We start from the raw sequence: 18,706 nt of genomic DNA on the forward strand, positions 1-18,706 counted from the left end.
GTCGACACTTACTATGGCCTCTGCTGACGTCTGGTGGCCCATCCCGCCGCCTCTCGGCGCCGGTAGCACCGTGGCAGACCACCAGACCTCCCAGGGTAAGACGCGCGACCTTCCTCCCATCTACCCGCCGCATTTACTGCCGCCCCTTCCGGATAGCTATCGGGCTTCGGGTAACTTGGCGCCCTCGCCCAGGTGCGACAGCCTCGTATGCGATTTCTGTCCGTCAGGCCGGGAGTTTGCCTTCAGCTTCCTTCAGATTCCGCCTCGCGGCGGACACCCTTGCTGTTCGGCTAGCGGTTCCCGCTATCAGGGTCCGCAGGGGACTTTCACCCCCAAGTCATCCCGAGGCACCACCCTCGGGAACAGCACCTATCGGTGCTACGCGCCATGCCTGGCGCACCAAGATAAAGGGGTTCCGCCATGGCGGAACCCCTTTCGTCTCTCAACGTCGCTGGATCGCAGGAGGATCAGCAGCTGTAGTACATGTCGAACTCGATCGGGTGGGTGGTCATGCGGATGCGCTCCACATCTTCCATCTTCAGCTCGATATAGGCATCGATCATGTCGTCGGTGAAGACACCGCCCTCGGTCAGGAAGGCGCGATCCTTGTCCAGCGCCTCCAGGGCCTGGTCGAGGCTATGAGCCACGGTCGGCACCTTCTTGCCCTCTTCCGGCGGCAGGTCATAGAGGTTCTTGTCCATGGCGTCGCCGGGGTGAATCTTGTTCTTGATGCCGTCGATGCCGGCCATCAGCATCGCCGCGAAGCAGAGGTAGGGGTTGGCGGTCGGATCCGGGAAGCGGAGCTCGACGCGCTTGCCCTTGGGGCTGGCGGTGTAGGGGATGCGGATGGAGGCGGAGCGGTTGCGGGCCGAGTAAGCCAGCATCACCGGCGCCTCGAAGCCCGGCACCAGACGCTTGTAGGAGTTGGTGGAGGCGTTGGCGAAGGCGTTCAGGGCCCGGGCGTGCTTGATGATGCCGCCGATGTAGTAGAGAGCCATCTCGGAGAGACCCGCGTACTCGTCGCCCGCGAACTGGTTGTTGCCATCCTTCCAGAAGGACTGGTGGACGTGCATGCCACTGCCGTTGTCGCCGACCAGCGGCTTGGGCATGAAGGTGGCGGTCTTGCCGTAGGCGTGAGCCACGTTGTGGATCACGTACTTCATCTCCTGGACCTCATCGGCCTTCTTGACCAGGGTGTTGAACTTGATCCCGATCTCGTTCTGGCCGGCGTTGGCCACCTCATGGTGGTGCACCTCAACGGTCTGGCCGATGGCCTCCAGGGTGTTGCACATGGCGCCACGGATATCGTGGAAGCTGTCTACCGGGGGCACCGGGAAGTAGCCACCCTTGACCCGCGGGCGGTGGGCCAGGTTGCCGCCCTCGATGGTACGGTCGGTGGCCCAGGCGCCCTCTTCGGAGGTGATCTTGTACATGGAGCCCTCGATATCGGACTTCCAGTGCACCTCGTCGAAGATGAAGAACTCAGGCTCGGGGCCGAAGAAGGCGGTGTCGCCCAGGCCGGTAGACTGCAGGTAGGCCTCTGCGCGCTTGGCGATGGAGCGCGGGTCACGCTCGTAGCCCTGCATGGTGGCCGGCTCGATAATGTCGCAGCGCAGCACCAGCGTGGAGTCCTCGGTGAAGGGGTCGAGGAAGGCGGTGCCATCTTCCGGACGCAGGATCATGTCCGACTCGTTGATGCCCTTCCAGCCGGAGATGGAGGAGCCGTCGAACATCTGACCGTTCTCGAAAAATTCCTCATCGATGTCACGGGCCGGGATGGTGACGTGCTGCTCCTTGCCGCGGGTATCGGTAAAGCGCAGGTCGACCCACTTCACGTCGTGTTCTTCAATCAGGGCGAGAGTCTTGGCAGACATGGTGTCCTCCGGTTGAGCGGTGCTCGGGGCGTTGAGGTGTTGCGAAGTTGTAGCATGCCGTGGGCACTCTGCCCACGACCACCGGGCATGACCCGATGCTGCCCAATACAATGCACGCCCCATGCCAGAATTGCACCCAGATGCAACAGGACATTGGCACAGGGCTGATTTGAAAGACAAAAACATCCCCGACAAGCGCACCACCCTGACCCGGGCCCTGCGCCTTTTCGTGGCTCACCGTCGCCTCTGCCCTCGTTTCGCACCATGTTGGTGCAATAACCGTTTTCCATGCACTGCTGCAGGGCACGCACGGTCCGACCGGCGAGTATGGTCCTGTCTCAGTCCCGGCAGAACGAGAATTGCGCCACGCCGGGGTGGCGCAACTTCACACGTAAACTCTTTGATACTAAAGGACGCTTATAGATACAATATATTACAGCAGCATACCCCCACCAGCAGCGCCTCTCGGCCGCTGGCCACCCTCCATCGCTGCGGCCAACTGTCGGAGCTCGCATGGCTACCTTCACCGCCTGCATTCTGATCGACGCCCGCAGTGCCGGCGCCAGGCTGCCCCGGCAGCTGGCGGTCGTGGCACCGCTGGCGCAGGCCTCAGGCGATGTCACCTTTACCCTCTGGGTACTGGATGACACCGGCGATACGCGCCTGCCGCGCATCGCCCAGCGCTTCGGCGCACGCCTGGTGTCGGCAACACCGCTGCCGCTGGGCCAGCGACTGAACGAAGCCATTGCCCTCAGCAATGGCGGCGTGCTGCTGTTTCCCGGCATCGGCAACGCCACCAGAGCGGAGGCCCTGGCACGGCTGGCGGCCGAGGTCGCCGCCGGAAAGCTCGACGCCGCTACCCTGCCCACCCGGCACGCTGGATGGCTGGCGCGCCTGCTGGCCAGGCTGCGGCGGCTGCCCAGCGGCGATGGCCTCTGCCTGTCCCGCAGCTGGTTCGAACGCATCGGCGGCTGCGACCCCGAGCTCGATGAGCGAGCCCTCGGGGAGCTGCTCGAACGCCTGCAGGCCTGCGGCGTCCGGATCAGGCCCGCCCGCGTTGACAGCCCATCGAAAGCGTAAATCCGCTATTCCCGGACCGGGGTAGGCTGTACAATGCTGGCCCAACCTCCCTACCCCACGCGCCCAGGGCACTGAATCGTTACGTGCAAGGAGGGTGCGCCTCTAATTCGATGAGCAGCAATCTATGACCACCGCAACGCCTTCCGAGATCGCCAATCTCCGGAACATCGCCATCATCGCCCACGTTGACCACGGCAAGACCACCCTGGTCGACAAGCTCCTCAGCCAGTCCGGCACCCTGGACCGCAAGGCCGAGGGACAGGAGCGGATCATGGACTCCAACGACCAGGAGCGTGAGCGCGGCATCACCATCCTGGCCAAGAACACGGCGATCCGCTGGAACTCGCCCGACGGCGAGGAGTACCGCATCAACATCGTGGATACCCCCGGACACGCCGACTTCGGCGGCGAGGTCGAGCGGGTGATGTCCATGGTGGACTCGGTACTGCTGCTGGTGGATTCGGTCGACGGCCCCATGCCGCAGACCCGCTTCGTCACCCAGAAGGCCTTCGCTCAGGGCCTCAGGCCCATCGTGGTGGTCAACAAGATCGACCGTCCCGGCGCCCGCCCCGACTGGGTCATCGACCAGATCTTCGACCTGTTCGACAATCTCGGCGCCACCGACGAGCAGCTCGACTTCCCGATCATCTACTGCTCGGCCCTCAACGGCATCGCCGGCCCCGACCCCGAGGAGCTGGCCGAGGACATGACCCCCATGTTCCAGGCCATCGTCGATATCGTCGAGCCGCCCAAGGTGGAGCTGGATGGTCCCTTCCAGATGCAGATCTCGGCGCTGGACTACAACAGCTATGTGGGCGTCATCGGCCTGGGCCGCATCAAGCGCGGCGCGGTGAAGCCCAATCAGCAGGTCACCGTCATCGGCACCGACGGCGCCACCCGCAAGGGCAAGATCGGCCAGGTGATGACCCACCTGGGCCTGGAGCGCGTGCAGACCGAAGAGGCCACCGCCGGCGACATCGTCTGCATTACCGGCATCGACTCCCTCTCCATCTCCGACACCCTGTGTGACCCGGCCGCCGTCGAGGCGCTGCCGCCGCTCTCCGTGGACGAGCCCACCGTCTCCATGACCTTCCAGGTCAACGACTCGCCCTTTGCGGGCAAGGACGGCAAGTTCGTCACCAGCCGCAACATCAAGGATCGCCTCGACCAGGAGCTGATCCACAATGTGGCGCTGCGCGTCGAGCAGGGCGAGACCCCGGAGAAGTTCATCGTCTCCGGCCGCGGCGAGCTGCACCTCTCGGTGCTGATCGAGACCATGCGTCGCGAAGGCTTCGAGCTGGCCGTGGGCCGCCCCGAGGTGATCATCAAGGAGATCGACGGCGTCAGGCAGGAGCCGTACGAGGAGGTGATCATCGACTGCGAGGAGCAGCACCAGGGCGCCATCATGGAGGAGCTCGGCTACCGCAAGGGCGAGATGACCAACATGAACCCGGACGGCAAGGGCCGGGTGCGTCTGGACTTCATCATCCCCGCCCGGGGCCTGATCGGCTTCCGCGGCCAGTTCATGACCCTGACCTCCGGCACCGGCATCCTGACCAGCCGCTTCGACCACTACGGCCCGCTGAAGCCCGACGCCGCCACCGAGCGCCGCAACGGCGTGATGGTCTCCATGGTCGACGGCAAGGCGCTGGCCTATGCGCTCTACGCCCTGCAGGACCGCGGCCGCCTGATCATCGATCACGGCACCGAGGTCTACGAGGGCATGCTGATCGGCATCCATAGCCGCGCCAACGACCTGGTGGTCAACCCCACCAAGGGCAAGAAGCTCGACAACATGCGCGCCTCCGGCAACGACGAGAACATCGTGCTGACCCCGCCGGTGAAGTTCTCCCTAGAGCAGGCCATCGAGTTCCTGGACGACGACGAGCTGGTGGAGGTCACCCCCAACCACCTGCGTCTGCGCAAGAAGTTCCTCAAGGAGCACGAGCGCAAGCGCGCCAGCAAGAAGTAAGGCCGGCCGCCACGCCTGAAGACGCCCGCCCGGGAACCTCCCGGGCGGGCGTTGTCGTTTCCGCGAGTCACATCTTCTATGCTGAAGGCCTGACAGCCCCTGCCACCCAACCAGGAGAGCAGCATGCACAAGCACGTGGAGTGGGACGACCCCGGCGCCGACAGCGTGATGCGCCACTTCGAGAAGGACCCCATGGGCCACTCGGCCCCCGGGCGCGGCGACATCCTCTCGGCCCGCTACCAGGGCACCGTGGTGCGCATTCGGGTCGAGGCCTACGTGGAGGGCACCAGCATCGGCGAGGTGGCAGCGATCATCGCCATCAACAATGGCCGCCGCCTCAAGTCCCACGGCAAGCTCGCCCTGGGCGATACCGTACGCCTGCCGGACGAGTCCAGGGCGCTGGAGCCTCGCATCGGCCAGCAGGACGACGACGAGGAAGAAGAGCAGGAACAGTAGTCGATAGCGACACCATCGCCGAACTTAACGGCCGGTAAACGCTAGCCAGCTGGTTCCCGAGTGCGTTTTGTCGCAAAGTGGCGGCACGGCCCACAAGGCCATACGAATCGCATCCGGAGCCTCCATGAGCAAGCATAACGTCTGGACCCACAAGGGCACCTTCCTGCTGGCCGCCGTCGGGTCGGCGGTGGGACTCGGCAACCTGTGGCGCTTTCCCTACCTCACCGGCGAGAACGGTGGCGGCGCCTTCATCCTGGTCTACGCCCTGACCATCTTCGCCGTGGGCATCCCCATCCTGATCGCCGAGACCATGCTGGGCCGCGCCAGCCGCCGAAGCCCTATCATGGGCATGCGCTTCCTCACCCGCACCCACAACACCTCGCGAGCCTGGGAGTCCATCGGCTGGCTGGGGGCCGCCTCGGCCTTCCTGATCCTGAGCTTCTACTCGGTGATCGCCGGCTGGGCCATCCACTACACCTGGCAGATGCTGACAGGCTCGCTATCCGGCGCCGATGCCGAGACCATCGGCGAAGGCTTCAACGCCCTGCTCGCCTCCCCGGCCCTGCTGACCTTCTACCACACCCTCTTCATCATCGCCTCGGGGCTGATCGTGGGCATGGGCATCCACAAGGGCATCGAGAGCGGGCTGCGCATCCTGATGCCGGCGCTCTTCGTGATCCTGCTGCTGGTGCTGGGATACGGCGTGGCCAACGGCGACTTCGGCGCCGCGGCCAGCTTCCTGTTCACCTTCAACCTGGCCGACCTCAGCCTCGAGGGCTGGCTGGCCGCCATGGGGCAGTCCTTCTTCACCCTGAGCCTCGGCATGGGCGCCATCATGGCCTACGGCGCCTACATGTCCAGCGAGCTCTCGCTGACCCGCACCGCCGTCTCCATCGCCATCGTCGACACCGCCGTGGCCATGATCGCGGGCCTGGCGATCTTCTCGCTGGTGTTCGGCGCCGGCCTCGACGCCGGCCAGGGACCGGGGCTGATGTTCGTCACCCTGCCGCTGGCCTTCGCCGAGATGCCCTTCGGCGCCCTGATCGGCGGGGTCTTCTTCATCCTGGTGCTGGGGGCCGCCATCAGCTCCTCCATCTCGCTGATCGAGCCGGTGGCCGCCTTCCTGGTGGAGCGCTTCGACCTCACCCGTCCCCAGGCGGTGTTCGGCATGGTCGTGGCCAGCTGGGCCCTGGGCCTGCTCACCGTGGTCAGCTTCAATATCTACGCCGAGGGCACCCTCTTCCACACCCTCTTCGGCCGCAGCGCCTTCGACTTCATCGAGCTGCTCACCAACATCTTCATGCCGCTCGGTGGCCTTCTGATCGCGCTCTTCGCCGGCTGGGCCCTGACCCACAGCGAGGTGATGAAGGAGATGCGCACCAACGAGACCTGGTTCGCCATCTGGCGCTTCCTGGTGCGCTTCGTGGCCCCGGCGGCGGTGGCCTTCGTCTTCTTGCGCGCCATTCCCCAGGTGGAGGGCTATCTCATCCCCACCATCGGCGCCCTGGTGATCGTCGGTGCCTTTGCCGCCGGCCGCACCTTCCTGGTGGATGACAGCCAGGAGCGCTAGCAGGATACCCGCCGCCCGCACCGCGGGCGGCGCCCAGGCATAACAGGCCACCAACAGCGGCCATCAACAAGAACAACAGGACAGTGCCATGGCAGCCATGATCGAGGTGCGTCACGTCAACAAGGCCTTCGGCGGCCTGAGGGTCATCAACGACTGCTCCCTCCGGGTCGAGAAGGGCTCCATCACCGGTCTGATCGGCCCCAATGGGGCCGGCAAGTCGACCCTCTTCAACATCATCGCCGGCGCCCTGCCGCTGGACAGCGGTCAGGTGCTGCTCGACGGCGAGGAGATCACCAACCGCCCCGCCAACGAGCTCTTCCACAAGGGGCTGTTGCGCACCTTCCAGATCGCCCACGAGTTCTCCCAGATGACCGCCCTGGAGAACCTGATGATGGTGCCGCCGCGACAGGCCGGCGAGCAGCTTTTCAGCGCCTGGCTCAAGCCCGGCGCGGTGCGAGAAGAAGAGACGGAGGTGCGCCGCAAGGCCCTCGAGGTGATCGACTTCATCGGCCTCTACCACGTGCGCAACGAGCTGGCCGGCAACCTCTCCGGCGGCCAGAAGAAGCTGCTTGAGCTCGGCCGCACCATGATGACCGACGCCCGGGTGGTACTGCTCGACGAGATCGCCGCCGGGGTCAACCGCACCCTGCTGGGCGACCTGGTGGAGAACATCGAACGCCTCAACCGCGAACTGGGCTACACCTTCCTGGTCATCGAGCACGACATGGAGATGATCGCGAGGCTCTGCGATCCGGTGATCGTGCTGGCCCAGGGCAGCGTGATGGTCCAAGGCACCATCGAGGAGATCCAGAACAACCCCGAGGTCATCGAGGCCTACTTTGGAGCGTCCCACGATGCCACTGCTTGATGCCCGCGACGTGCACGGCGGCTACGGCGGCATGAACATCCTCAACGGGGTGGACATGGCCATCGAAGCCGACGAGATCGGCGTCATCGTCGGCCCCAACGGCGCCGGCAAGTCCACCATGCTCAAGGCCATCTTCGGCCTGCTCACCGTCTCCCAGGGAGAGATCCTGCTGCGCGGCGAGCCGATCCACAACCTACCCCCCAACAAGCTGGTGCAGAAGGGCATGGGCTTTGTCCCCCAGGAGAAGAACGTCTTTCCGAGCATGACGGTTCAGGAGAACCTGGAGATGGGGGCCTTTCTCAAGCCCCAGAACGTCAAGCGCATGCTGGGCCAGATCTACGACTTCTTCCCACCGCTCTTCGACAAGCGCCACCAGCCCGCCGGCGAGCTCTCCGGCGGCCAGCGCCAGATGGTGGCCATGGGCCGAGCGCTGATGGCCGAGCCCAGCCTGCTGCTGCTCGACGAGCCCACCGCGGGCCTCTCACCGCTCTACATGAACGAGATCTTCGAGCAGGTGAAGCAGATCAACGCCGCCGGCGTGGGCATCCTGATGGTGGAGCAGAACGCCAAGCAGGCACTGGCCATCGCCGACAAGGGCTTCGTGCTGGCCGCCGGCCAGAACCGCTTCACCGATACCGGTGCCGCTCTGCTGGCGGACCCGGAAGTGGCCAAGAGCTTCCTGGGCGGCTGAGCCAGAGGCAGGAGAACAACCGTCGTGAACGAACTCGTCTTCTTCATCAACAACGTGATCATCGCCGGCAGCGTCACCGGCTCGATCTACGCCATCGGCGCCATCGGCGTCACCCTGATCTTCAGCATCATGCGCTTCGCGCACTTCGCCCACGCCGATATGATGACCTTCGGCGCCTTCATGGTGCTGCTGCTCACAGCGGCCTTCCCGGGCGTGGGCGGCATCGTCGGGCTGCCCACTCCGGTGGTGATGCTGCCGGCGGCCATGGTGCTCACCGCCCTGCTCGCCGTGGGCATCGACAAGGCCTTCTACAAGCCGCTGCGCGCCCACGGGGTCAAGCCCATCGTCATCGTCATCGGCTCGCTCGGCGTCACCCTGATGCTGCAGGGGCTGATCCGCCTCTTCGCCGGCACCAGCGGCCAGAGCCTCTACATGGCCGGGGAGCGCAAGGAGATCTATCGCCTCGCCCTGCCCTTCGAGGGGGTGCGCGCGCCCATCGTGATCACCGAGCCCCAGATCATCCTCTTCGTGCTGACCATCGCCTGCGTGGTGGGACTGCACCTCTTCCTCAACCGCTCGCGACTGGGCAAGGCGATGCGCGCCATGTCCGACAACCCCGACCTGGCGCGAGCTTCGGGCATCAACACCAACGCCATCGTGGCGGTGACCTGGGTGATAGCCGGGGGCCTGGCGGCCATCGCCGGCACCCTGCTCTCCCTGGACGTCACCTTCAAGCCCGACCTCAGCTTCTTCCTGCTGCTGCCGATCTTCGCCGCGGCCATCGTCGGCGGTGTGGGGCACCCCTGGGGCGCCATTGCCGGTGGCTTCGTGGTGGGCTTCGCCGAGACCCTTGCGGTGTTCAACTGGGCGGTGCTGCTGAGACCCATCGCCCACCACTTCCCCGAGTGGCTGGAGCTGCCGCGCAACCTGGCCTTCGTCGGCACCGAGTACAAGATCGTGGTGCCCTTTTTCATCCTGGTGGCCATCCTGGTATGGCGTCCCACCGGCATCTTCAAGGGCAAGGTGATCTGATGAACACTCAAGACAAGCGCCGCGCAGACCTGGTCAACGCCCCGTCGCGCTTTCCCCTGCGCGAGGTGGTGCTGTTTGCCGCCCTGCTGGCGGCCATCCTCGGCGTCTACCTGGCCATGGGTGCCGCCTACAGCACCCGCATGCTGGTGGAGGCCGCCTGCTACGCCATCCTGGCCCTCGGCCTCACCATCCAGTGGGGCTATGCCGGCCAGTTCAACGCCGGCGTCATGGGCTTCGTGGCCCTCGGCGGCTACTGCGCCATGGCCTTCAGCGTGCCGGTGAACCCCGCCTTCTGGGACAGCGAGCTGCCCGGGGAGCTGGCCCGGGTACTGCTCTACGCCGCGGCCGCGACCCTGCTGGTCGTTGGCGCCACCAGGCTCGACCGGCTGGGCGTGCCGAAGCGGCTGCGCACGGTGATTGCCGTCGTGCTGGCGGTGGTGCTCTACCTGGTGGTGATCAGCCTGCTGCGCGGGGTCACCGGCGAGATCCAGTCCCGGGCGGGCTTCGTGGGTGGGCTCGGCCTGCCGGCCTGGACCGGCTGGATCGTCGGCGGGGCGCTGGCCGGGGCCGTAGGCTACTTCATCGGCCATATCTGCCTGGGCCTGCGCAGCGACTACCTGGCCATCGCCACCCTGGGCATCGCCGAGATCATCAAGGCCTTCCTCAAGAACTCCGACTGGCTGACCCGCGGCACCGCCACCGTCTCGCCACTGCCCTGGCCCACCCCGGGGCCGGCGGAGCTGGGCTTCACCCTGGCCCGAGCGCTCTACCTCTCGGTGACGGCGGTGCTGATCGCGATGATCTTCTTCCTGCTGCACCGCGCCTACCACGCCCCCTGGGGCCGCATGGTGCGCGCCATCCGCGACAACGAGGTGGCCGCCTCGGCCATGGGCAAGGACATCAACAAGCGGCGCCTGGAGATCTTCGTGCTGGGCTGCATCCTGATGGGCCTGGGCGGCGGCGTGCTGGCCACCTTCAACAGCCTCTTCGACCCCAACGGCTATCTGCCCCTCAACCACACCTTTCTGGTGCTGGTGATGGTGATCCTGGGCGGGCCCGGCAACAACCTGGGCACCATTTTCGGCGCCATGGCGGTCTACATCATCTGGATCATGTCAGAGCCGCTGGCGCTGGCGGTGATGAACCTGGCGGTGCACCTGGGCGATCTCTGGTTCGGCTGGGAGCCGCCGCGCAATATCGAGAGCCGCGCCCTGCAGGCCCGGGTCTTCGTGATCGGCTTGCTGATCACCCTGGTGCTGCGCTTCGCGCCTCAAGGACTCTTACCTGAAAAGGTCAGGCACCACGGGTAGGCTTTATCGAAAACTGTCTACGCTCGGCCATACGGCGTTAAAAATCAGCTCAAGGTACTCATTTACAGCTGTAAACTCCGTCCTTTCGCTGATTTTTGCCTTGTCTGGCCTTCGCTCGACGACTTTTCGAAAAAAGCCTTATCAACGTGAAAGGCCCCGGCGGGAAACCGCCGGGGCCTTTCTGGTCAGAGTGCTCGGATCAGCTCAGTGTCAGGCGCTCAGGGCTCGACGAAGCCCTTGCTGACGAAGCGGCCGTCCTCGACCACCATCTCCACCACCACGCCCGGCACGTCGCCGTTCTCGTCGAACTCGTGGCTGCCGGAGGCGCCCTCGTAGTTGATCTCTACCCCCTGAGCGATCAGCTCCACGGCCTTCTCCCACTCGCCGGGCAGGATGATCTCGCCCGGCTCGCTGGCCACGCTGCGCAGCACCGCGGAGAGCCCCTCGCGCTCGGCGCTGCCGTTCTGCTCGATGGCCAGGGCCACCAGGAAGGCGGCATCGTAGGCCTGGGCGGCGAACACGGCACTGGGGTCGATGCCGGCGGCCTCGGCGGCCTCGTTGAACAGCTCGGTGCCCGGCAGATCGGGGCTGCCCGGGCGGGTGGCGATCATGCCCTCCAGCACGTCGGCGCCCACCGCCTGGACCAGGCTATCGCCTACCATCCCGTCGGCGCCCACATACTGGGTAAACATGCCGCTCTCGTAGGCCTGGCGCAGCACCGTCTGGCCGGAGGTGTCGGCATAGGCCAGCACCACCAGGGTGTCGGCGCCGCTGGCCGAGAGTGAGCCCAGCTCGGAGCGGTAGTCGGCGCGGTTGTCCTCGTGGGCCAGGTTCTCGGCCACGGTGCCGCCGCCGGCCTCGAAGGCCTCGCTGAAGGCCTCCGACAGGCCGCGGCCGTAATCGTTGTTCACATAGGTCACGGCTACATAGTCGATGCCCTTGTCGAGCACCAGCTTGGCCAGCATCTCGCCCTGAAAGGCATCGGAGGGGACGGTGCGGAACACCAGGTCGTTGTCGTCCAGCTCGCTCACCGCCGGTGCCGTGGAGGCCGGCGAGACCATCAGTACGCCGCCGGGAATCGCCGCGTTGTTGGCCGCGGCGATGGTCGCCCCGGTACAGAGCGCGCCGACGATAGCGGTGACGTTCTCGGTGTTGACCATGCGGTCCGCCGCGTTGGAGGCCGCCGAGGCGTCGGCACAGGTGGTATCACCGCTGGGCATCACCAGGGTCTGCCCCCCGAGGATACCGCCCTGCTCGTTGACCTGCTGCACCGCCAGGCGCGCCCCTTCGAAGATAGGCGGCGTCAGGCTCTCGATGCCCCCGGTGAAACCGCCCAGAAAACCGACCTTCACCTCGGCCTGGACCGCGCCGGCCAGGCTCAGCGCTGAGGCCGCAATGGCCATCGACAGGATGCTCTTCTTCATGTTGTTGTCCCGTTGGTTGCGAATAATATGCTGGTGACTCCCACGCTCAATCTGGAACGCCCCGCGGGAAATCTCAAGCCGTCGCTACCAACGCTGGCGGTGCCGTCCGTCAACCTCAGAGCGAGGCGGCGCGTGACGCCAGCAGACCTATACTGAGACTCTACCCCGCCAGGAGGAGGCGCTCGAACCATGCTGCAGCAGCTGCTTACCGTCACAGAACTCAGCGGCAGCCGCCGCGAGATCGGCCTGGCCCACGGCCGTACCCACGCCCTGCTGATCCAGCGTAGCCTGGAGGTCTACGACCGGCTCTTCCACGACTTCGTGGGCATCCGCTGGGTGCGGGCCCGGGCCGAGGCCAAGCGCTTCGGGCGAATGATCGAGCGCAGCTTTCCCGAGATCCTCGAGGAGATGGACGCCATCGCCGAGGGGGCCGGCGTCGAGCCCATCGATATCCTCACCCTCAACTGCCGCAGCGAGATCTCGCTGACCCGGGCCAGCGGCGGCTGCTCCGCCTTTTCCCTGGCCCACGCCGGCACCCAGTGGCTGGCCCAGAACTGGGACTGGCGCACCGACCAGCTGCACAACGTGGTAGCGCTGAGGATACAAGGCCGGGACGCCGCGCCCCTAGTCAGCGTCGGCGAGGCGGGCATGGTAGCCAAGATCGGCCTCAACGCCCACGGTATCGGCGTCTGCCTCAACGCCATCCGTTCGCAAACCTGCGGCGAGGGGCTGCCGATCCACGTGGCGCTGCGCAAGATCCTCGAGAGCCCCGATATGGAAAGCGCCCTGGCGGTGGCCAGCCGCGACCGGGTCTGCTCCCCCGCCCACTTCCTGGTAGCCAGCGCTTCGGGAGAGGCGGTGGGGCTCGAGGTGCACCCCGGCGAGCCCGGTCGGCTCGGGGCCGAGGGCGGCGTGGTCACCCACACCAACCACCTCTACGCCCCGGACGCCACCGCCCAGGTAGAGGACTTCCCCCGTCCGGATTCGAGGCCGCGACTGGTACGCCTGGACGACCTGCTGCGTCAGGCGCTGCCCGCCAAGGGCCCCGTGGATGAGCACACCCTGTTCGAGATTCTCGCCGACCACCACGGCGAGCCACTCTCGATCTGTCGCCACTTCAATCCCGCCCAGCCCCCGGAGGAGCGCATGGAGACCCTGTTCGGCGTGGTCATGAACCTCACCGAGCGGCGCCTAACCCTGCGCCACGGCAAGCCCTGCGAGACCGAGGAGACGCTGGTGGTGGCCCTCTGAGCCGCCCAGCCTCATAACAGCGGCCACATGCCGCGCCCGATTCGCTATACTGGCCACCGACTTGCTGCAATGCAGCGCAAACAGGACCCAAGACGATGGCCGATTCACCCTTCTCACTTCACGGCAGGGTTGCCCTGGTCACGGGGCTTGCCAACCGCGACAGCATCGCCTTCGGCTGCGCCCAGGCGCTGCAGCAGGCGGGCGCCCGGGTGGTGGTCACCCACATGCCCGGCGCGGAGCGCTTCGTCCACCCCCTGGCCGAGGCGCTCGGCAAGGCCGAACTGATACCCTGCGACGTTCAGGATGATGCCCAGCTCGCCGCGCTGTTCGAGCATATCGCCAGCCGGCATGGGCAGCTCGACGTGATGGTGCACTCCATCGCCTACGCCCCGCTGGAGGATCTGCGCGGTCGCCTGATCGACGCCTCCCGCGACGGCTTCCTGCTGGCCATGGACGTCTCCTGCCACTCCTTCCTGCGCATGGCGCGGCTGGCCGAGCCGCTGATGCCCAGGGGAGGCACCCTGCTCAACATGTCCTACCTCGGCGCCGAGCGGGTGGTGGACAACTACGCCCTGATGGGCCCGGTCAAGGCGGCCCTGGAGTCCATGACCCGCTACCTGGCCGCCGAGCTGGGCCCCCAGGGCATTCGCGTGCATGCCGTTTCGCCGGGGCCCATCCGCACCCGTGCCGCTTCCGGCCTCAAGGACTTCGACGCCCTGGCCGACACCAGCGAGGCCCGCGCCCCGCTGCGCCGCCTGGCCACCGTGGAGGACGTGGGCAACGCCGTGGTCTACCTGGCATCCCCCGCCGGCGCCGCCACCACCGGCAGCGTCCACTACGTCGACGGCGGCGACAACATCCGCTATTGAGCGGCGCCTCTCCACGGCGAGCGCGGCCTCAGCCGGAGCGCCGCCGCCAGGCCCCCAGCCGCGGCGGCGTATCCAGCTCTCCCTTCAGGTACTGCTCGGTGGTCAGCAGGAAGAGCCGCCGGAACAGGTCGTGAACCGCCTCTTCCCGGCGCAGTTGAAACAGCTCCCGCTCCTCCTCGCTCAGACCGGCCGGTTCTCTCGGATACTCCCAGGCCACCCGCACCGAGCCGGTGGTGGCATCGCAGATCTGCAGCGTCGGCTGGGCGCCATTCCTGAGCCCGGTGTTGATGCGATATGTCATGTCGACCTCCCGAATCAAGGCGATAAATGATAACAATTATCATTAGCGAGTGATAAGCTAGGTCGATTCCAGCCCCCTGTCAAACCTGCTCTGGATCAAATCCTGGCAGGATGCCACCGGCGCTCGGCGACCCGACCTTGCCGGGCTGCCGGAAAAGGGGTAAATTCTCTCTTGCGAATAGTTTTCATTACCAAAAAGGAGCCCGCCATGAAAAAAACGCTGCTGCTGAGCACCCTCCTCGCCGGCCTGCTGACCACCGCCGTCCAGGCCCATGACCACAGTGACGAGCGCCCCGCCCACTTCAAGGGTAAGGCGTCACCCGACCTGACCACCGCGGTGGCCAACTTCTCCACCTACAACCAGCAGCTGGCCGAGATCCTCGCCGCCGACGAACTCGGCCTGGAGGACCTGGGGGTGATCCACGAGCTCACCTACACCCTGGAGACCATCACCGAGCAGGTCGCCGAGATGGCCATAACCCTGGAAGAGGTGCACCAGGGCTCCGAGACCGGGGACTTCGAACGGGTCCAGAGCAACGGCGCCGCCTACCTAGAGGCCGCCCAGACACTGGTTCCTTAGGAGCAAGGGCCCACAAGCGCAACGGGCGGGCCACTCACATGGCCCGCCCGCCTGTTGCACGCTCGTTACCGGCACCTCCGCCAACCCGGCGTGGTTGTACCTTCACAGCCATCGGCGGTATCGCAAGGTCGCACGGGGCAGCGCAAGGAGGCCAGTGACAGGCTATGATGGGGGCTGAATTTGCTGCATCGCAGTAACCACCCTCGGAGCCGCCCCCATGGACGCCCCCCAAGACGATAGCTTCATCGAGAACCGCACCTTCGACGAGATTCAGGTAGGCGACGAGGCGCACCTCGAGAAGCGCCTGACCCTGGACGACATCAAGCTGTTCGCCATCATGTCCGGCGACGTCAATCCCTCCCACGTGGACGACGATTTCGCACGCAGCTCACGCTTCCAGGAGGTCATCGCCCACGGCATGTGGGGCGGTGCGCTGATCTCCACGGTGCTGGGCACCCAGCTGCCAGGCCCCGGCACCCTCTACCTCGGGCAGACGCTGAGCTTCCGGGCGCCGGTCGCCCTCGGCGACGTGCTCAAGGTCAGCGTTCGCGTCAGCGCCAAGGAAGACGCACGCTCCCAGCTGACCCTCGACTGCCGCTGCGAGAACCAGAGAGGCAAGGTGGTGATCGAGGGCGAGGCCCGGGTGCTCGCCCCCACGGAGAAGATCCGCCGGCCCCGAGCCGTGCTGCCCAGGGTGCGCCTGGCCGAGCGCGGCCGCCTGCACGAGATCCTCTCCGCCGCCGACCATCCCCCCGCCATTCCCGTGGCGGTGGTGCACCCGGTGGACGATGTCTCGCTGACCGGCGCCGTAGCCGCCGCCCACCAGGGCCTGATCATCCCCCTGCTGGTGGGCCCGGAGGCGAAGATCCGCGCCGCAGCGGATGCCGCCCGGCTCGATATCAGCGAGTTCGAACTGATCGATGTGCCCCACAGCCACGCCGCCGCGGAGCGCGCCGTGGCGCTGGTGCGGGAGGGGCGCGCCGAGGCCCTGATGAAGGGAGCCCTGCACACCGACGAGCTGATGCACGAGGTACTCAAGCGCGACGGCGGCCTGCGCACCGAGCGCTGCATCAGTCACGTGATGGCCTTCGACGTGCCGACCTACCCGCGCCCGCTGTTCATCACCGACGCCGCCATCAATATCTCCCCCAACCTCGACCAGAAACGCGACATCATCGGCAACGCCATCGAGCTGGCCCACGCCCTGGGCAATCACGACCCCAAGGTGGCCATCCTCTCCGCCGTGGAGACCGTCAATCCGCGGATGCCCTCCACCCTGGATGCCGCCGCCCTGTGCAAGATGGCCGACCGCGGCCAGATCAAGGGCGGCACCCTGGACGGACCGCTGGCCTTCGACAACGCCATCTCGGAGAGCGCCGCGCGCACCAAGGGCATCGACTCTCCGGTGGCGGGCCGCGCGGACATCCTGGTGGCCCCGGACCTGGAATCCGCCAACATGCTGATGAAGCAGCTGACCTACCTGGCCGATGCCACCGGCGCCGGCCTGGTGCTGGGCGCCCGGGTCCCCATCATCCTCACCAGCCGCGCCGACGAAGCCATCACCCGCATGGCCTCCTGCGCTCTGGCCCTGCTGGTGGCCGACCACCAGAAGCGGCAGGGCCTGCCCGAGCAGGGAGCCTGAGATGCGCCATATCCTGACCCTCAACAGCGGCTCTTCCAGCCTCAAGTTCGCCCTCTACCCGCTGGCGGGTGTCGCTTCCCTCGACGCCCTGAAGCCCCGCTATCGCGGCAAGTTCTCGGGGCTCAACGGCGGCACGCCCCGCTTGACGCTCAAGGATGGGGAGGGCACCCTCCTGGACGTCGACATGGGTGAGCTGCCCGCACGGCTTGAGCTGCCGGGCGCCACCGAGCGCCTGCTGGGCTGGCTCGACGACCTTCCCGACCTGGCGCTGGCCGTGGTGGGGCATCGGGTGGTGCACGGCGGCCGCGCCTACCACCGCCCGGTGCGGCTCACACCCGAGATCATCGACGCGCTCAAGGCGTTCGAGTCGCTGGCACCGCTGCACCAGCCCTTCTGCCTGGCGCCGGTGGCGGCACTGGCCGAGCGCTATCCCGAGCTGCCCCAGGTGGCCTGCTTCGACACCGCCTTCCACGCCGACCAGCCCGAAGTCGCCCGCCAGTTCGCCCTGCCCCGGGAGCTGACTCAGCGCGGGCTGATCCGCTACGGCTTCCACGGTCTCTCCTACGACTACATCAACCAGGTGCTGCCGGCCTACCTGGGCGATGCCCCCGGCGAGCGGGTGATCGTCGCCCACCTGGGCAACGGCGCCAGCCTCTGTGCCATCCGCAACGGCCAGAGCGTGGCCTCCACCATGGGCTTCACCGCCATCGAGGGGATGCCCATGGGCACCCGCAGCGGTAGCCTCGACCCCGGCCTGGTGCTGCACCTGATCCAGCAGGAGGGCATGAGCGCCGACGAAGTCACCGAGCTGCTCTACAAGCGCTCCGGCCTGCTCGGCGTTTCCGGCATCAGCGGCGACATGCGCGAGCTGCTCGAAAGCCCCGCGGAAGAGGCACGAGAAGCGGTGGCGCTCTACGCCTACCGCGCCGTGCGCGAGATCGGCAGCCTGGCGGCCGCCCTGGGCGGGCTCGACCAGCTGGTCTTCACCGCCGGCATCGGCGAACGCGCCGGCCCGGTGCGCGAGGCCATCTGCCGGGGCTGCGAGTGGCTGGGCCTCGAGCTTGATCCCGACGCCAACCGCCGCGACGCCAGCCGCATCAGCCGTGCCGAGAGCCGCGTGGGCGCCTGGGTGATCCCCACCGACGAGGAGCGCATGATCGCCTGGTACAGCGCTCGCCTGCTGGACCAGGGCTAGCTTCCCAACGCCTCCTCCACCAGACCGCGCGCCGCATCGCTCATGGGCAGGCCCAGCGCCAGCTCATGGGCCTGCGGCGACATCTTCTTCCAGGTCATCTGCACGATGCGGATCAGGTGATCGTGGTCGATCTGCCGGGCGAAATCGGCGAAGTAGTTCTCCAGGAACACCAGGCAGGCGCAGTCCTCCACCGCCTGGGAGCCCGGCTCGCGCCCGAGCCCCTGCTTGCGGATCATCCGCTCCACCGCCTCGGCGGCCTCATCGGCATAGCCCGCCTCGCGCATCAGCGCGGCGGTGGTCTCCCCGGCGCGCCGGCCCTGGTCGCGTCGCCAGGTCAAGTAGCCCACCCGCCCTTCCGGGTAGTCGCTGCGCGGCACCTGCCAGCGCTGCAGGTGCTGGCCGCGCACCGCCAGGCTCACCAGCTCATCGGGCCGCTCATGCAGCCGCTCCAGCCAGGCGCTCATGCGCCCGGCGTGCCACAGCTCCCGAGGCACGGCCTCACCCGCCACCTCCACGCTCCGCGGATCCTGTGCGTGAAGCGCATCCAGGGCGGCCAGGGTCTTCGCATAGGGGGTCTCGGACATGCCCACTC

At 66.8% G+C, this 18,706-nt stretch carries 17 protein-coding genes; 13 read left to right on the plus strand and 4 right to left on the minus strand.

The window, feature by feature from the left end:
- Positions 1 to 467: 467 nt before the first annotated feature.
- Positions 468 to 1,874, minus strand: coding sequence for a glutamate--ammonia ligase (glnA, locus tag NHL60_RS17760; protein ID WP_253446533.1), 1,407 nt, complete (start codon positions 1,872 to 1,874; stop codon positions 468 to 470).
- Between the two features lie 513 nt (positions 1,875 to 2,387).
- Here glnA and NHL60_RS17765 point away from each other — a divergent pair.
- From NHL60_RS17765 to NHL60_RS17800, 8 genes are all read left to right on the plus strand, one after another.
- Positions 2,388 to 2,954 carry a hypothetical protein gene (locus NHL60_RS17765; RefSeq protein ID WP_253446536.1) on the plus strand — a complete coding sequence of 189 codons (567 nt, stop codon included), beginning with the start codon at positions 2,388 to 2,390 and terminating at the stop codon, positions 2,952 to 2,954.
- A gap of 124 nt (positions 2,955 to 3,078) precedes the next feature.
- The gene (typA, locus tag NHL60_RS17770) at positions 3,079 to 4,926 is read left to right on the plus strand and encodes a translational GTPase TypA (RefSeq protein WP_253446539.1); all 1,848 of its coding nucleotides are present in this window, start codon (positions 3,079 to 3,081) and stop codon (positions 4,924 to 4,926) included.
- 123 nt (positions 4,927 to 5,049) lie between these two features.
- Positions 5,050 to 5,382: a hypothetical protein gene (locus tag NHL60_RS17775; protein ID WP_253446542.1), complete on the plus strand. Its 333-nt coding sequence runs from the start codon at positions 5,050 to 5,052 to the stop codon at positions 5,380 to 5,382.
- A 124-nt stretch (positions 5,383 to 5,506) separates the two neighbouring features.
- The gene (locus tag NHL60_RS17780; protein ID WP_253446546.1) at positions 5,507 to 6,952 is read left to right on the plus strand and encodes a sodium-dependent transporter; all 1,446 of its coding nucleotides are present in this window, start codon (positions 5,507 to 5,509) and stop codon (positions 6,950 to 6,952) included.
- A gap of 88 nt (positions 6,953 to 7,040) precedes the next feature.
- On the plus strand, positions 7,041 to 7,820 hold the full coding sequence (locus NHL60_RS17785) for an ABC transporter ATP-binding protein (protein ID WP_253446549.1): 780 nt from the start codon (positions 7,041 to 7,043) through the stop codon (positions 7,818 to 7,820).
- Positions 7,807 to 8,511 carry an ABC transporter ATP-binding protein gene (locus NHL60_RS17790; protein ID WP_253446552.1) on the plus strand — a complete coding sequence of 235 codons (705 nt, stop codon included), beginning with the start codon at positions 7,807 to 7,809 and terminating at the stop codon, positions 8,509 to 8,511. The genes NHL60_RS17785 and NHL60_RS17790 overlap by 14 nt, the downstream gene beginning before the upstream one ends.
- A 24-nt stretch (positions 8,512 to 8,535) precedes the next feature.
- Positions 8,536 to 9,543: a branched-chain amino acid ABC transporter permease gene (locus tag NHL60_RS17795; RefSeq protein WP_253446555.1), complete on the plus strand. Its 1,008-nt coding sequence runs from the start codon at positions 8,536 to 8,538 to the stop codon at positions 9,541 to 9,543.
- Positions 9,543 to 10,853 carry a branched-chain amino acid ABC transporter permease gene (locus NHL60_RS17800; protein ID WP_253446558.1) on the plus strand — a complete coding sequence of 437 codons (1,311 nt, stop codon included), beginning with the start codon at positions 9,543 to 9,545 and terminating at the stop codon, positions 10,851 to 10,853. The genes NHL60_RS17795 and NHL60_RS17800 overlap by 1 nt, the downstream gene beginning before the upstream one ends.
- 218 nt (positions 10,854 to 11,071) lie before the next feature.
- Here the strand turns inward: NHL60_RS17800 and NHL60_RS17805 are convergent, their stop codons facing one another.
- Positions 11,072 to 12,277 carry an ABC transporter substrate-binding protein gene (locus tag NHL60_RS17805; RefSeq protein ID WP_253446561.1) on the minus strand — a complete coding sequence of 402 codons (1,206 nt, stop codon included), beginning with the start codon at positions 12,275 to 12,277 and terminating at the stop codon, positions 11,072 to 11,074.
- Positions 12,278 to 12,466: 189 nt separating this feature from the next.
- Here NHL60_RS17805 and NHL60_RS17810 point away from each other — a divergent pair, with 189 nt between their 5' ends.
- Complete coding sequence (locus NHL60_RS17810) at positions 12,467 to 13,528, plus strand: C45 family peptidase (protein ID WP_253446565.1); 1,062 nt, start codon at positions 12,467 to 12,469, stop codon at positions 13,526 to 13,528.
- A 95-nt stretch (positions 13,529 to 13,623) separates the two neighbouring features.
- Positions 13,624 to 14,397: an enoyl-ACP reductase FabI gene (fabI, locus tag NHL60_RS17815; RefSeq protein ID WP_253446567.1), complete on the plus strand. Its 774-nt coding sequence runs from the start codon at positions 13,624 to 13,626 to the stop codon at positions 14,395 to 14,397.
- Between the two features lie 28 nt (positions 14,398 to 14,425).
- Here the strand turns inward: fabI and NHL60_RS17820 are convergent, their stop codons facing one another.
- The gene (locus tag NHL60_RS17820; protein WP_253446570.1) at positions 14,426 to 14,698 is read right to left on the minus strand and encodes a hypothetical protein; all 273 of its coding nucleotides are present in this window, start codon (positions 14,696 to 14,698) and stop codon (positions 14,426 to 14,428) included.
- A gap of 207 nt (positions 14,699 to 14,905) precedes the next feature.
- Between NHL60_RS17820 and NHL60_RS17825 the strand changes: the two genes are divergently transcribed.
- From NHL60_RS17825 to NHL60_RS17835, 3 genes are all read left to right on the plus strand, one after another.
- Positions 14,906 to 15,277 (plus strand): DUF6746 family protein, encoded by a 372-nt coding sequence (locus NHL60_RS17825; RefSeq protein WP_253446573.1) that lies wholly within the window; start codon positions 14,906 to 14,908, stop codon positions 15,275 to 15,277.
- Positions 15,278 to 15,494: 217 nt separating this feature from the next.
- Positions 15,495 to 16,919, plus strand: a complete 1,425-nt coding sequence (locus tag NHL60_RS17830) for a bifunctional enoyl-CoA hydratase/phosphate acetyltransferase (protein WP_253446576.1) — start codon at positions 15,495 to 15,497, stop codon at positions 16,917 to 16,919.
- Position 16,920: 1 nt separating this feature from the next.
- Complete coding sequence (locus NHL60_RS17835; protein ID WP_253446579.1) at positions 16,921 to 18,114, plus strand: acetate/propionate family kinase; 1,194 nt, start codon at positions 16,921 to 16,923, stop codon at positions 18,112 to 18,114.
- Here the strand turns inward: NHL60_RS17835 and NHL60_RS17840 are convergent.
- Complete coding sequence (locus NHL60_RS17840) at positions 18,111 to 18,698, minus strand: DUF4202 domain-containing protein (protein WP_253446582.1); 588 nt, start codon at positions 18,696 to 18,698, stop codon at positions 18,111 to 18,113. The two genes, NHL60_RS17835 and NHL60_RS17840, sit on opposite strands and share 4 nt — an antisense overlap.
- Positions 18,699 to 18,706 lie beyond the last annotated feature (8 nt).

It is taken from the genome of Halomonas sp. Y3 (genome assembly GCF_024137965.1).
Taxonomy (GTDB): Bacteria; Pseudomonadota; Gammaproteobacteria; order Pseudomonadales; family Halomonadaceae; genus Halomonas; species Halomonas mongoliensis.